Origin of the sequence: Acinetobacter sp. AND/436 (assembly GCF_049546925.1) — a bacterium.
In the GTDB taxonomy this organism is placed as follows: Bacteria; Pseudomonadota; Gammaproteobacteria; order Pseudomonadales; family Moraxellaceae; genus Acinetobacter; species Acinetobacter indicus.
Genome location: NZ_JBMXBO010000009.1, coordinates 43,414 through 58,540, shown reverse-complemented (window position 1 = coordinate 58,540; position 15,127 = coordinate 43,414). Strand labels below are relative to the sequence as shown.

Here is a 15,127-nt window from a genome sequence, read left to right as displayed (position 1 = left end):
TGAAAATATTTAGGGAATGCAATGTCTAACAAGAGTTACAGCCGAATTTATCGTAACCTGACGCAAAAAATTCTAGATAAGATTGTGACCCCGCAAGTCCTGGGCAGCACCAGCGAACTGGAACAGAATCTGGCGCAGAATCAGCTACATACCCGTATCTGCTATGTACTGCAAGATGCCTCTTTAAGTAATACTGTACTGATTGATAAAGAAGCGCAAGCGCGTGGCCTGCCTTCGGTGTTTTCACCACTGATTTTAGGCCAGTACAATGAAGATAACTCGATGCTGGCACTGAATGAGCAGGATCATCCGCATGACAGCTATCATTATTCAGCCCGCCTGATTCGTCTAATTGAGGCCTTGCAGCAGCATCCGGATCAGGATGTGCAGCTAGTACCGGTAACTGTGCTCTGGGGGCGTGCGCCGGAATATGAAGATTCCTGGTTTAAAGCCCTGTTTGCCGATGCCTGGGCCAAACCGAACAAGCTGAAACAAACCCTGAATATTTCCTTATATGGCCGTGAAAACTATATTGAATTTCACAAGCCGGTATCGTTAAGAGCTTTGCTGGAAACCGCGCAGACCGAGCGCCCGAACTTTTCTCCGGCGCATTTTGTGGTGCAAACCCTGGACCAGAACTTTAACCAATATAAAGAAGCCATTTTAGGCCCTGACCTGTCCGACCGCCGCAACCTGATCAATAAACTAATGAAAACCGAGGCGGTGCAACAGGCGATTCGTAAAGAAAGTATTGATAAAAAAGTCAGCATGTTTGAGGCAGAAAACCGTGCCAAAAGCTATCTGACCGAAATTGTATCGGACTTTTCCTATTCGACTTTACGCTTTGCCGAGCTGGCACTGACCAAACTCTGGACCCAGCTCTATGACGGGATTGAAGTGCATCATTTCGATACCGTGCGTGAACTGGCCAAAGACTATGAAATTGTCTATACGCCGTGTCATCGCAGTCATATTGACTATCTGCTGCTGTCCTATGTGATTTTTAACCGTGGCCTGATGGTGCCGCATATTGCTGCCGGCATTAACCTGAATTTACCGGTGGTTGGGCAAATTTTACGTGGTGGCGGTGCCTATTTTATTCGCCGTACCTTTAGTGGTAATGCACTATATACATCGGTATTTAAGGAATATCTGCACAGCCTGCTGTCACGCAATACCCCGCTGGAATATTTTATTGAAGGTGGCCGTTCCCGTACCGGCTTATTGCTGCCACCGAAAAAAGGCATGCTGTCGATGACGGTGCAAAGCCATTTACGCGGTGCCACCAAACCGATTGCCTTTATTCCGACCTATTTTGGCTATGAAAAGCTGATGGAAGGTACCTCTTATTTAAATGAGCTGAATGGCAAGCCCAAAGAAGCTGAATCGTTATGGGGCATTTTGAACTCGGCGCGGAAAATTGAAAAAGTATTTGGCCAGGTCTATGTCAACTTCGGCGAACCGGTGTTTCTGGACAATATTCTGCAACAGAATCAGGCCGATCAGATCCAGCTTTCAATTCATGATGAATTGCCACGTCCAGTCATCAACACGGTTGATCAGGCAGCACGGGAAATTCTGGAAAATATCAATAAAGCGGTGGTGATTAACCCGATTTCGCTGATTTCCACCATCTTGCTGAATGCACCGCAACATGCCTTAAGCCAGGATGATTTACTGCGCCAAATTGAACAGTATCGTGAGCTGCTTAAAGCCACCCATTATGATGATCGGATGATTATCACCCAGCTGTCGGCACCAGAAATTATTGAATATGCGCTGAAGCTGAAACAGGTCGAGCATTATCAGCAGGATAACCAGACCTGGATTCGTGTGGCCGAAAGTCAGCGTATTTTACTCAGCTACTTTAGTAATAATATTCTGCACTGCTTAAGCTTACCGGCGCTGATTGCCCTGCTCGTGCAGGATATGCCGGCGATCACCACAGCGCAGCTTAAGCAGCATGTCAGCCGCTTATATCCATTCCTGAAATCGGAACTGTTTTTAAAATGGTCAGCCACAGAACTTCCTGCGCAGATTGACCGTATTCTTGGCAGCATGCAGCAACTGGGCTGGATTGACGTGTCGGAGAACATTCAGCTGCTTGAACTCCAAGCAACACATCCAATGCATAGTCTGGCAACGCTGGCACGCAGCAGCCTGAACAACTTTGTGTTGATTAGCCAATTATTGCAGGAATACGCCGAGCCGTATCAGTTAGATTTAAAAGCGCTGGAAAAAATGGCCAAAACCGTATTTAAACGGCTGGCAGAGTCAGGCAATTTAAACAGCGGTTATTACTTCGACAGTGCCACGTTAAAGAGCTTTATGGGCAGTTTACAACAGCTTGGACTGCTGGAGATGCAAGGTCAGCAGTTACAACTGAAACCACAATTTGATACAGAAATATCAGATTATCTGGGCTGGTATGCCCCTGAGCTGCAACAGCAGATTGCAGATAAGCTGCTGTTCTCTGAGAAAGAAATCAAACAGTTTAAAGAGTATAGTAAAAAATAAAGTATCAGATTCTCAGATATTATTGTGATACTAATCACACGATCTTATCAGTTAATTTGATATATTTTTTCACAAAAAACAATGGGGTTTTGGCGCTTTTATTCAGCGCTTTGCCCCGACTCGCTCTATACTAGCAGCAACGTGTTTTAGAGAAATTAACTATGAGTGATGGTCTTGAAATAGACGTAATGCGTGATTCTGCTGAAACTGTCGTAACGATTTTAAAATCGCTTGCCAATACCGACCGTCTATTGATTCTTTGCCATCTTTCCCAACAAGAGTTGAATGTATCGCAAATTGAGGAAATTACTCAAATTCGCCAGCCGACCCTGTCGCAACAGCTGATGATGTTGCGTAAAAGTGATGTGGTGAACACCCGCCGAGACGGTAAACAGATTTATTACACCATTAAAGATCCGAAACTGGTTGAAGTTCTCAGCACGCTCTATCGACTGTATTGCCCGGCTACCCCACTTTAATAAATTTTGCATAGGCAGATTTCTTAGCATTTTTTATGCATAATATATCTAAATTTATGATTTAGATTTTTATATGTCAGATTTTAAGTCACGCCTGCTCAATCGCTTACCCGCCTGGCAATGGTTAAAACATTATAATACCGTGACCCTGAAATCTGACCTGCTGGCCTCGCTAATTGTCATTGCGATGCTGGTGCCGCAAGGTATGGCTTATGCCATGCTGGCTGGTCTTCCACCGGTGATGGGACTGTATGCCAGTGTACTGCCGATGATCATCTATGCCTTTTTCGGCAGCAGTCCTACGCTTTCGATTGGCCCGGTGGCCATCATCTCCATGATGACCTTTGCCACTTTAAATCCCTTATTTGAAGTCGGCTCTCCGGTGTATATTCAAGCCGCCTGTCTGCTGGCGCTGATGGTTGGGGTCATTTCCCTATTGCTCGGTATGCTGCGCTTTGGCTTCCTGATCCAGCTGATCAGCCATCCGGTTATTAAAAGCTTTATTATTGCTTCGGCACTGCTGATTGCACTGGGCCAGTTAAAGTTTCTGTTTAATGTGCCGTTACAAGCCAACAATATTCCAGAATTTGTGCTGAGTGTCTTTGAATATATCGGCCTGATGCATTGGGAAAGCCTGATCTTTGGTATCGCATCCATTCTGTTTTTGGTCTTCATGCCGAAGTTTTTTAATCTGGAAGCAGTCAAACAGCGCCTCGGAGCCAGCGGGTTTATCATTAAATCTTTACCGCTGGTGCTGGTGGTGGTCTCCATTGCCCTGGTCTATTTTTTCAATCTGCAACAGGTCGGCATTAAAACTGTCGGTGAAATTCCTTCCGGTTTCCCGGCGCTGTCGATGCCGTTCTGGAATCTGGAGCTGGTACTGCAACTGTTACCCGGCGCCGCCATGATTGCCATGATCAGCTTTGTGGAGTCATTATCCATTGCCCAGGCCACCGCCTTGCAGCAGCGTAGCCAGCTGAATAGCAATCAGGAACTCATTGCCCTGGGTGCAGCCAATATTGGGGCCGGCCTCAGTTCAGCCTTTCCGGTGACCGGCAGCCTCTCACGTACCGTGGTCAATGCCGATGCCGGTGCCAAAACCTCCATGGCTGGCGTGCTGTCATCTTTGTTTATTGTGCTGGTCAGTCTGTATTTCACCGGCTTTTTCCGTGATCTGCCACTGACTGTACTGGCAGCGACCATTATTGTGTCAATCTGGAAACTGGTCGAGCTAAAACCGTTTATCGACACTTGGCGTTATTCCAAGGCTGATGGTCTGGCGATGTGGATTACCTTCTTCGGCGTGTTATTTATTGATATTTCTACCGGGCTGATTATCGGGATTGTTTCAACCTTTATTCTGCTGCTGTGGCGTATTAGCCGGCCGCATATTGCCGAAATTGGACTGGTCGAAGGCACCCAGCATTTCCGTAATATCCAGCGTCATCAGGTCATCACCTCGGCCAAAGTGCTGTCGATCCGGATTGATGAAGACCTGACCTTTTTAAACTCCAATACCTTAAAAGGTTTCCTGATTAATGCAGTCAGCCAGAAACCGGAACTGGAGCATGTGGTAATTAACGGTTCCAGTATTAGTGCCATTGATTTAAGTGCGCTGGAAATGCTGGAAGATCTGGACAATGAACTGAGAAAACTGAATATCCAGCTGCATTTTTCCGAAGTTAAAGGCCCGGTCATGGACAAACTGCAACGCTCTAAATTACTGAATCATTTAAGCGGTAAAATTTTCCTGACCCATTATCAGGCCATTCGCGAGCTGAGTCCGGACATCACCTAAGATGCCGATCCTGTCTGCTTTTCAGGCAATTATTCGCCCTAAAAAGCAGGCATAAGCATAAAAACATGAAAAAATCATGACTTTTGCATAGCTTAATTTTTCGAATATTCTATTTAAAAACAGCCATTTGATTTTTATATGAATTTTTTTTTGTAAGCTATTTAAATTTTCGGTATAAAATACATCGCTAATTTTTCCCTATATTGTCCGTAATTCAGACAAGGCCTTCCTATGTTCTCAGCATTTCTGCGCTTGAGCTTAGTCACTCGAATTCTGATCGCTATCATTTTAGGTGTGATAGTTGCGGTGGCTTTTCCACAATTTGCGCCCTACTTAAGCCTGCTCGGCGATTTATTCATTAAAGCGCTTAAATCCGTGGCACCGATTCTGGTGTTTGTCCTGGTGTTATCCTCTATTGCCAATTTCAAGGTTGGCCATAGTGCGCATATCCGCCCGATTATGCTGATGTATGCCGCAGGTATGTTCCTGGCTGCGCTGGCTGCAGTAATTGCCAGCAGCCTGTTCCCAAGCACGCTGTTCCTGGATATTCCGGCCAATACCGACATGCAACCACCGGGCAGTCTGGCTGAGATTTTAATGAATCTGCTATTAAGTTTTGTGGCTAACCCGGTAACAGCAATTAGTGAAGCCAACTTTATTGGTATTCTGGCCTGGGCCGTGGCTCTAGGTGTGGCCTTCCGTCATGCAACTGACAATACCAAAGCCTTCCTGACCGATGCTGCAGATGCTGTGAATAAAGTAATCCGTCTGGTCATTAACTTTGCGCCGTTTGGTATTTTCGGTCTGGTGGCGGTGACTTTTGCCGAATCGGGTATGAGTACACTGGTTAGCTATACGCAATTATTAACTGTGCTGATTGGTACCATGATTTTCGTGGCGCTGGTGATTAACCCGATGATGGTGGGCTTTGTCACTCGTTCCAATCCATATCCACTGGTATTCAAATGTTTACGTGAAAGTGGTATTACCGCCTTCTTTACCCGTAGCTCTGCCGCTAACATTCCGGTAAACCTGGATTTGGCCAAGCGTTTAGGGGTACAGGAATCGACTGCCAGTGTTGCTATTCCGTTGGGTGCTGCGATTAACATGGCTGGTGCTTCTGTAACCATTACTGTGCTGTCACTGGCGGCGGTGAATACTTTAGGTATTCAGGTTGACTTTAGCACCATGCTGATTTTATCCGTGGTCGCAACAGTTTCGGCTTGTGGTGCATCAGGTGTGGCCGGCGGTTCATTGCTGCTGATTCCGGTGGCGTGTGGTCTGTTCGGAATTTCATCGGACATCGCCATGCAAGTGGTGGCCATTGGTATGGTGATTAGCGTGTTGCAAGATTCAACTGAAACTGCACTAAACTCATCTACCGATGTATTATTTACTGCCGCAGTTGATCGTAGTTTGCGTTAATATATGCACTACGTCTGTTGATTAATCAATGAATTATGCCATTTCAAAAATTACCGCTCTGGGTTCAGCTGGGTGCATTTTTTCTTTCTGTGAATGCAGGAATCATTAATGTTCTAGGACTGGTGACTGTGTTGCACCAGTCCGTTTCCCACATGACCGGTAATGTCAGCATGCTGGCAATGGCACTTTTGGACTGGCAATGGTCACAGGTAATTTATCTGTTTCTGGTCGTTGTCTGTTATGTGATTGGTTCATTTTATAGTGGACTTATCTTGGGAAATAGCCACTTTCTCCTCGGACGCCGTTATGGGCTGCCGCTGAGTTTAGTGGCTATTTTTATTCTGCTGTGCTGGATTTTACTGCCGTATTTCCCGCGTTATGCATTGCTCTGGGCCTGTGTAGCGATGGGCGTTCAAAACGCCATGATCAGCTATTACAAAGGCACCATCATCCGGACCACGCATTTATCCGGGGTATTGACCGATTTGGGTCTGGCCTTGGGCTATCGCGTGCGTGGCCTGCATGTTGGCAAACGCCGGGTGATTTTGCACCTGCTGATTTTAATTGGCTTCTTTATTGGCGGTCTGGTTGCGACAGCGGTTTATCCTTTATTACAATTAAACTCTTTCCTGGTGCCGGTAGCTTTAAGTTTTAGCTTAAGTCTGGTGTACTGGGTGATTTATTTTCGTTATCGACATTTTCAGAAATAGTTCGGACATTTTCTCATGGTCAAAAATGCATTACAGGCACAGTTACTCAAAGCAGGTTTAGTCGATAATAAAAAGGCTAAAAAACTGTCTAAACAGGCAGTACATGAGCAGCGCACAGGTGTGAGTAAAGATGCTGAAGTCAAAGCCAAAATCGAGCAGGACAAACAGCAGAAAATGGCCCGTGATCAGGCGCTGGAACAAGAGAAAAAAGCCGCCTTACAGGAAAAAGAGCTGAAAGCTGCCATCATGCAAATGATCAACCAGCATAAAATCCGCGACACCGATGGCGACAGCGTGTATCAGTTTATTGATGGCACCATTAAAAAAGTCTACATCAACCAGCAGATTTATAATGCACTGGTGGCCGGAAGTCTGGTGATTGCCAAGGAAAATGAAGCTTATGCCTTCTTGCCAAAAGCGTTGGCGGAGCGTATTAACCAGAAAATGGAAGGCTTTATTCTGGTGAATAATTCACAAAGCAACGCGGATACCACCGATGAAGAAGATCCGTATGCTGCTTATGTCATTCCAGATGACCTGATGTGGTAAGCACTACAAAGCAAACCGGCTTGGGCCGGTTTTTTTATGGGCCGTTTCATGTGATTCAGAGCCGATTAAACGTAAGCAGATGCACAGGATATGTATAAAAATTTTATTAGAGGTTATAAATTTAAACATAAACCTTTAAACTCTATCACATTTTTAAAATGAATTAAGCGAGGATCACTTGGAACAGTTTGACGTCATCCAGAATCTGCAAGACTGGATAGATCAATACCCATGGCTAGAAATGCTATCATCTCTCAGTATTGTGATTTTATTGGCAATTATTGCCAATTTTATTGCCAAGCAGGTGGTGGTACGTGGCATTCGCAAGCTTATTTCCAAACTTCCTTTTGCCCACAATGAAATTATTGCCGAACACAGCGTCATCCGCCGTATTGCCAATATTGTGCCGGCGATTGTAATCATGAACGGGATTACCACCGTTCCGCATTTGTCCGATAAAGCCATCACCTTTGTACAGATGGGTGCTCAGGCCTTTATCTTCCTGACCATCGCCCTGGCCATTGGCGAATTGCTGAATATCTTTAACCTGATTTACCAGCGCAATCCCAAGTCACGCAATAAACCAATCAAAGGCTATTTGCAGCTGGTCAAGCTGATTATCTTTATTGTCTGCGGTCTGATGATTCTGGGCACCTTCCTGAAAAAAGATGTATTCACCTTGCTGGCCGGTTTTGGTGCCATGGCCGCGGTGCTGATGCTGGTGTTCCAGAATACGATTTTATCGCTGGTGGCTTCAGTACAGATTGCCTCTTATGACATGGTGCGTTTAGGGGACTGGATTGAAATGCCATCTTTAAATGCCGATGGTGATGTCATTGATATGTCATTACATACCGTCACAGTACAGAACTTTGACAAGACCATTACCACCATTCCGACCAATAAATTAATTACCGACACCTTTAAAAACTGGCGCGGTATGCAGGAAGCCGGTGCACGCCGAATTAAACGCTCGATTCATATTGATCAGAGCAGCGTGCATTTCATGAGCGCTGAAGAACAGGCCAAGCTGAAAGAGTTTATTTTGCTGGATCAGTATTTAAATACCAAAGCGGAAGAACTGGAGAAATTTAACCAGCAACTGAACAACCATGCCCAGTACAATCATCGTCGTCTGACCAATCTGGGAACGTTCCGTGCTTATGTTGAGTTTTATCTTCAGCAGCATCCGGGCATTAGTAAAAACCAGTCCCTGATGGTGCGTCAGCTGCAACCGACCAGCGAAGGCTTACCACTGGAGATTTATGCCTTTACCAATACCACGGTCTGGAAAGAGTATGAAAATATCCAGTCAGATATTATGGATCATTTACTGGCAATTATTCCGGAGTTTGGTTTACAAGTGTATCAGGCGCCATCTGGAACCGATTTTAAAGAGTCGTTTAAAGCATCTTAAGTTTTTAGACTGAAACTAAACACATGAGAACCCACCGCTTGGTGGGTTTTCTTTTTCATCTTCCCTTTCGAATGTATCAGACTCATTTCCCTGTTCTTTCTTACCTAAACACTGCCCGCTGATGTTTACAATGACACAGCATTGCAGCACGCTGTTTTTACGTATACTGATACGTATACTGAAATTAAGCTTATAAAAGAAAGAGGTACATCCTGCATGAAAATTAAAATGCCGTTAATCTTCGCCAGTGTTCTGCTTGCACTTTCAGCTCCTGCCTTTGCGGATGATGACCAGAAAATTATTGCGCAAGCAGCAAAAAATATTATGACCACTGCGCAGGCACTGAAAGCCGCAGATGAAACACCAGTTACGGTGTATGGCACTATTCATAAACATATTAAAGATGATATGTACCAGCTTCAGGATCAGACCGGCATCATCCATGTCGAAATTGATCATGATCTGGCGACACCGGCGCAATTGCTGAATCCGGGTAAAAAAGTCCGGGTGGTCGGTGAAGTGGATACACACCGTTATAAACCAACCGATATTGATGTAGTCGAGATTGAAATTCTGTAAGTCTCAGGCAGATATTTTCTGATCGAAGCTCGCAAAAAAATATGAGGTTTCTTTCAACTGCAAAGCCTTATTTATCTGCCTGATTTTAAAGCAGCACCGCCCTGAAAAGTTTTACTTTTCTTTTAAACTGGGTATTCTTGGCAATAAATCTGTTGTTTATCTCGCAAGCAGTAATCGTGATCAGTAGCGCATTGAATAGAACATGCTCTTCGTCTGTACAAGCCGCATGGCCGATACCAATGATGATCATCAATCTGCTTGCTCAAAAGGACATTGTGTATGTTTAAGTGGTTCGAGAGCCTGGTTAATCCATACCCCACCAAAGGTTTAAATAAACCACTACCTACCCGTTTTTTTCCTTTTGTCTGGCAGGCCGCGCGCGGTGTTCGTCCGTACTTATTGCTATTGGTGCTGTGTACCGCAGGTGCGGCAAGTTTTGAAGCCCTGCTCTATGCCAAAATTGGCGAGCTGGTGAACTGGCTCAGTCAAAGTCAGCCAGATACCTTTCTGGCCGAACATCAAACCAATCTGACTATTCTGACTTTTATCCTGCTGGCCAATATTTTCTTTGCTAGTTTGCAATCCATTATCAAACATCAGATTTTATATAGTAATTTCCCGATGCGCCTGCGCTGGCGTTTTCACAACTTACTGCTGCGTCAAAGTCTGGATTTTTTCCATAATGATTTTGCCGGGCGGCTATCGGCCAAAGTCATGCAAACAGCGCTGGCGGTACGAGAATTCTGGATTATTCTGGGCGATATGCTGGCCTATGTGGTGATTTACTTTATTACCATCAGCGTGGTGTTAGGCGCCATTTCACCTATGCTGATTATCCCGTTGCTGGTATGGCTGGGCCTGTTTATTGCCGCAGCCAGTTATTTTATTCCACGTTTAAGCAGAATCTCCAATAGCCAGGCTGATGCCCGCGCCGTCATGACCGGCCGCGTGACCGATGCCTATACCAACATCCAGACCGTGAAACTGTTTGCCCATGCCGGCCGCGAAAGCCAGTATGCCAAAGAATCCATGCAGGAATTTATGGTCACGGTCTATAAGCAGATGCGTTTGGGCGCACAGTATGAAATCAGCATTAACCTGCTGACGGTTGTGCTGTATGTCGGTGTGCTGGGTACGGCGCTGTGGTTATGGATGAATGGCCAGGCAGAACTCGGCATTATTGCCGCCACCACCGCCATGATTCTCAAGCTGAACAGCATTGCTGAATTTATGATGTGGCAAACCTCGGCGCTGTTTGAAAATGTCGGTACCATTCAAGACGGGATGAAAACCCTCGGCCGCCCGATCACAATTGAAGATAAACCGGATGCCAAAACCTTGAATGTCGCGCAAGGTGAAATCAAATTTGAAAATGTCAGCTTTGCCTATAATGACAAAAACGTAATTGAGCAGTTTAACCTGACCATCCGTCCGGGTGAAAAAATCGGGATTGTCGGACGTTCCGGTGCCGGGAAATCGACCCTCATCCAGCTGTTACTGCATTTTTATCAGATTAATCAGGGCCGGATTCTGATTGATGGTCAGGATATTGTCGATGTCACCCAGGACAGCCTGCGTAAGAATATCGCGCTGGTAACACAGGACACGTCGCTGCTGCATCGTACCGTGGCTGAAAATATTAAATATGGCCGCCCTGATGCCAGCGATGAAGAGATGTATGCTGCAGTGGCCAAAGCCAAGGCTGAAGAATTTATTCCGCAGCTGACCGATTTACGTGGCAAACGCGGTTATGAAGCCTATGTAGGTGAACGCGGCGTGAAACTGTCGGGCGGACAACGTCAGCGGATTGCGATTGCCCGGGTATTCTTAAAAGATGCGCCCATTTTAATTCTGGATGAAGCCACCAGTGCGCTGGATTCTGAAGTTGAAGCCGCAATTCAGTCCAGTCTGGATGAACTGATGCAAGGTAAAACCGTTATTGCGATTGCTCACCGTTTATCGACCATTGCGCAGATGGATCGCCTGATTGTGCTGGATCAGGGTCAGATTGCCGAACAAGGCACGCATGATGAACTGGTGGCACTGAACGGAATTTACGCTCAGCTGTGGCAACGCCAAACTGGTGGCTTTCTGATTGAGCAACAACAATTAAAGCAAAAACAAGGAACCTGATATGTTGTATCTGGAAGATTTGAAGGTGGGTGATCACTTTGTCAGTCGTGACTACGAAATGACTTTAGAAGAAATTCAGCAGTTTGCCCACCTGTATGACCCACAAATTTTCCATACCGATGTGCAGCAAGCCGCGCAGCATCCGGTATTTCAAGGTATTGCCGCCAGTGGCTGGCATACTGCCGCGGTAACTATGCGTTTATGGACCGAATGTTTTCCGGTGGCACATGGCCTGATTGGTTCAGAATCCAGTCTGCGCTGGCCGCGTCCGACCCGTCCGGGTGACCTGATTCATGTTGATGTTGAAATTACCGCCATCAGTCCATCAAAAACCAAGCTGGACCGTGGTCTGGTCAGTTATGTGACACAGGCCTTAAACCAGCATGGTGAAGTTTTACTGATTTCGACCACCAAAATTGTGGTGTTCCGGCGGGATGCACAGGTGGCCTAAGCAGTCATTTTGTCAAACAATTTTTCTAGTTTTCCGGTTTTTTTCATGCCAATATAGGCAAGCAAATTTAAAAAATAATACTCATTAGTGCAATGGACCGTGCATGAAAACACTTTTACCGCGTCAGGATCAGGGTGTTCCTGGTGTTTATGGCTTACTTATTCTGGATGTTGTTTCCCGTTGGGGATATAACGCTGAAACCTTTTTTGCTCCCTTCCATCTGACCACTGAACAACTGGCCGATCCTGACTTTCGGATTCCGACCAGCATGGCCAATGACATGGTCAAACATGCGCTGTATCTCACCGGTGAATCGACGCTGGGCTATCATTTAGGCACGCAAATGCGCATCTCGATTCATGGCTTTATCGGCTATGCGATTATGACTGCCAATGATATTAGTGATGCTTTAATGCTGGCCAACCGCTTTATTCAGCTGCGGATGCCCTTTTTACAGCTGTTTTTCTCTACCTTTGGTGAAAAAGCCACCCTGCAGCTGCAAGGTGAAATTGATCTGGAACCGCTCAGAACCGAAATTGCGATTGCACTGATTATTGGCATGATCACCATGGCCAAAGCCATTACCGGCATGGAGCATCTTTCTGGTGAAGTCGATTTTGATTTCCCGGAACCGCTGGGCTTTGAAAAATATGCAGCCAAATTCCCGAATCACAGTTTCCGTTTTGACCAGCCCTATCTGATCTTGAGTTTTGACAAGCAGTATTTGGGGCTGAAAATGATTCATGCCGATCCTATTGCCAGCCAGATTGCCATTAACCAGTGCGAAGCCGAACTTTCTGCCTTGGGTGAACGGCGCCGCCTGTCGATGCGCGTGCGCGATATTCTGACCAATTCCGAACAGCATTATTTAAGTATCGAGCATGTCGCCGACCAGCTGCATATGTCAGATCGCACCCTGAAACGCCAGCTGGCAGCCGAAGGCACCTCTTTTTCTACCCTGGTTGATGAAGTCCGTTACCGGCATGCCACCTCGCTGCTGTCACGTACCGATTACACCCTGGAACAGATTGCCGATGAACTGGGTTATAGCGATGTCGCCAATTTTAGCCGCGCCTTTAAGCGCTGGAGTGGCCGCAGTCCAAGCAACTGGCGTAAAGATCCGTATTTATAAAACTTTTGTTTTTCTGCAAAAGCATGTATAAACATGCCAAAAATGATTTAAATAGTTAAGGAGTCATCATGAATCACCCTTCAGAACTGAAATATGCACGTACACACGAATGGGTACGCATTGAAGGTGATCTTGTTGTTACAGGTATTTCTGATCATGCTCAAGATGCACTGGGCGATCTGGTCTATGTCGAAGCACCTGAAGTGGGCCAGCAAGTGACCGCGGGTGAACAGGCCGGCGTGGTGGAATCTGTGAAAACTGCGTCTGACATTCACGCACCAGTATCCGGCACAGTGGTTGAAATTAACCCTGCGCTGGAAGATGACCCGGATTTTGTGAATGATGAGCCGTATGGCAAAGGCTGGATTTATAAAATCAAGCCAGACAACCTGGCCGATGTCGAAAAACTGCTTTCAAGCAGCGAATATGAAGCCGGTTTATAAAAAATAATCTTACAAGAAGATCAGCCTACGGGCTGATTTTTTTAGCTTAAAAGCCAAATTAAGTGCAATAAATATCATATTAAGATAATTTAATTAATAAAATTTAATAAATACCATTAAAATAAACATAGATTATAGTAATACTATATTTTTACCGTAAAGTAATTTAAGATAGGCCTTGTCTCTCCCATGTACCAATAGCGGCAGATCAGCACAACAACAAACGCCCTATTGATCCCAGCACAAAGGTTTAATATGTCAAACACCGCGTCACAGCCTTTATGGAACAAACCTTTTCTTCTGTGTTTTTCCAATAACCTGTTTCTGTTTATTTTCTATTTTGCCCAGACCACCATTTTGCCAATTTATATCCTGAATGAGCTGAACGGTTCACTGGCACAGGCCGGTCTGGCCATGACCCTGTTTATGGTATCTTCTATTCTGGTTCGGCCATTTAGCGGGTTGATTATTGAAAAGCTGGGCCGTAAAAAGACCTTGTTCCTGTCCGAAAGCATGTTCTGCCTGCTGTCTTTTGCCTATATTTTTGCTGACAACCTGACCCTGCTGCTGATCATCCGTTTTATTCATGGTATCTGGTTCAGTATTTTAACCACCGTTACCGTACCAATTGCCAATGACTTTATTCCGGAGCAACGTAAAGGCGAAGGCATGGGCTATTTTGTCATGTCGGTGAATTTAGGGATTGTCCTCGGACCTTTGCTGGGTATTTCCTTAATCCAGACCTGGTCCTATAGCATTATCGCGACTGTGCTGGCGGTGATTATCAGCCTGGGCTTTGCCTTCTGTTTTATGATTCCGCTACGTGAGCCAGAAAAAAATGCGACTGCTGAAACTGTTCGCCGTAAGCTGTCGCTGCATGACTTTATGGAAAAAAAAGCCTTAACGGTTTCAGTGATGGCGATGCTGGTGGCCTTTTCCTATGCCAGCATCATGTCTTTTATTTCCACCTATGCCGAAGAAAAAGACCTGCTCAGTTATGCCAGCATGTTCTTTATTGTGTTTGCTATTTCCATGATGAGCCTGCGCCCGATTACCGGGAAAATTTATGACCGTTATGGTCCGCGCTATGTGATTTATCCTTCAATCTTAATGTTTGCCGCAGGTCTGGCATTGCTCAGCCAGATGCAGGGTGTGGTCAGTTTTATGGTCTCTGCGATCTTTATTGGGATGGGATTCGGCACCTTGCAACCATGTTTACAAACCTTGGCGATTCAGCGCGCGCCTAAATCGCGGATTGGCCATGCCACCTCAACTTTCTTCACCTGCTACGATATTGGCATTGCCCTCGGTTCGCTACTGGTCGGCTTACTGATTAGCTGGCAAGGCTATAGTATCACCTATCTGGTCTGTGCCGGGGTGGTGTTGTCGAGTCTGCTCTTTTATAAGTTTGTGGTTAATCACCCAGCCACGGCCTAAATAAAAAACGCCCAAATTGGGCGTTTTATTTTTTAAGTGATGCTAGATAAATTGCAG

The 15,127-nt window shown here is 45.6% G+C and carries 14 protein-coding genes; 13 read left to right on the top strand and 1 reads right to left on the bottom strand.

All coding sequences use genetic code 11. The annotated features are described in order from the left end of the window. The first annotated feature begins 21 nt into the window (after positions 1-21). From plsB to ACPEPR_RS08710, 8 genes are all read left to right on the top strand, one after another. A complete protein-coding gene (gene plsB, locus ACPEPR_RS08745) occupies positions 22-2,517 on the top strand; it encodes a glycerol-3-phosphate 1-O-acyltransferase PlsB (RefSeq protein WP_160241283.1) in 2,496 nt (831 codons plus the stop codon). A 161-nt stretch (positions 2,518-2,678) separates the two neighbouring features. After that, positions 2,679-2,996 (top strand): ArsR/SmtB family transcription factor, encoded by a 318-nt coding sequence (locus ACPEPR_RS08740; protein ID WP_005178157.1) that lies wholly within the window; start codon positions 2,679-2,681, stop codon positions 2,994-2,996. Between the two features lie 73 nt (positions 2,997-3,069). Then, positions 3,070-4,794 (top strand): SulP family inorganic anion transporter, encoded by a 1,725-nt coding sequence (locus ACPEPR_RS08735; protein ID WP_104494982.1) that lies wholly within the window; start codon positions 3,070-3,072, stop codon positions 4,792-4,794. Positions 4,795-5,025: 231 nt separating this feature from the next. Continuing rightward, positions 5,026-6,219 carry a serine/threonine transporter SstT gene (gene sstT, locus ACPEPR_RS08730; protein ID WP_423562310.1) on the top strand — a complete coding sequence of 398 codons (1,194 nt, stop codon included), beginning with the start codon at positions 5,026-5,028 and terminating at the stop codon, positions 6,217-6,219. Between the two features lie 35 nt (positions 6,220-6,254). Beyond that, positions 6,255-6,929, top strand: coding sequence for a YoaK family protein (locus ACPEPR_RS08725; protein WP_005178167.1), 675 nt, complete (start codon positions 6,255-6,257; stop codon positions 6,927-6,929). A gap of 15 nt (positions 6,930-6,944) precedes the next feature. Beyond that, positions 6,945-7,478: a DUF2058 domain-containing protein gene (locus tag ACPEPR_RS08720; RefSeq protein WP_016658090.1), complete on the top strand. Its 534-nt coding sequence runs from the start codon at positions 6,945-6,947 to the stop codon at positions 7,476-7,478. Positions 7,479-7,656: 178 nt separating this feature from the next. After that, entirely contained in the window at positions 7,657-8,895 is a 1,239-nt protein-coding gene (locus tag ACPEPR_RS08715) for a mechanosensitive ion channel family protein (protein ID WP_016658089.1), read from the top strand. Between the two features lie 216 nt (positions 8,896-9,111). Then, positions 9,112-9,474, top strand: coding sequence for a NirD/YgiW/YdeI family stress tolerance protein (locus ACPEPR_RS08710; protein ID WP_104473116.1), 363 nt, complete (start codon positions 9,112-9,114; stop codon positions 9,472-9,474). Between the two features lie 85 nt (positions 9,475-9,559). Here ACPEPR_RS08710 and ACPEPR_RS08705 read toward each other — a convergent pair whose 3' ends face one another. After that, entirely contained in the window at positions 9,560-9,724 is a 165-nt protein-coding gene (locus ACPEPR_RS08705) for a hypothetical protein (RefSeq protein ID WP_155757083.1), read from the bottom strand. A gap of 29 nt (positions 9,725-9,753) precedes the next feature. Here ACPEPR_RS08705 and ACPEPR_RS08700 point away from each other — a divergent pair, with 29 nt between their 5' ends. The 5 genes from ACPEPR_RS08700 to ACPEPR_RS08680 all read left to right on the top strand — a co-directional run bounded on the left by ACPEPR_RS08700 (position 9,754) and on the right by ACPEPR_RS08680 (position 15,070). Beyond that, positions 9,754-11,607, top strand: coding sequence for an ABC transporter ATP-binding protein (locus ACPEPR_RS08700; protein ID WP_005178171.1), 1,854 nt, complete (start codon positions 9,754-9,756; stop codon positions 11,605-11,607). A gap of 1 nt (position 11,608) precedes the next feature. Further along, positions 11,609-12,058, top strand: a complete 450-nt coding sequence (locus tag ACPEPR_RS08695; RefSeq protein WP_016658087.1) for a MaoC family dehydratase — start codon at positions 11,609-11,611, stop codon at positions 12,056-12,058. Positions 12,059-12,161: 103 nt separating this feature from the next. Further along, positions 12,162-13,190: a helix-turn-helix transcriptional regulator gene (locus tag ACPEPR_RS08690; protein ID WP_005178175.1), complete on the top strand. Its 1,029-nt coding sequence runs from the start codon at positions 12,162-12,164 to the stop codon at positions 13,188-13,190. A gap of 68 nt (positions 13,191-13,258) precedes the next feature. Further along, complete coding sequence (gcvH, locus tag ACPEPR_RS08685; RefSeq protein WP_005178176.1) at positions 13,259-13,633, top strand: glycine cleavage system protein GcvH; 375 nt, start codon at positions 13,259-13,261, stop codon at positions 13,631-13,633. Between the two features lie 255 nt (positions 13,634-13,888). Next, entirely contained in the window at positions 13,889-15,070 is a 1,182-nt protein-coding gene (locus ACPEPR_RS08680) for an MFS transporter (protein WP_160241281.1), read from the top strand. Positions 15,071-15,127: the final 57 nt, after the last annotated feature.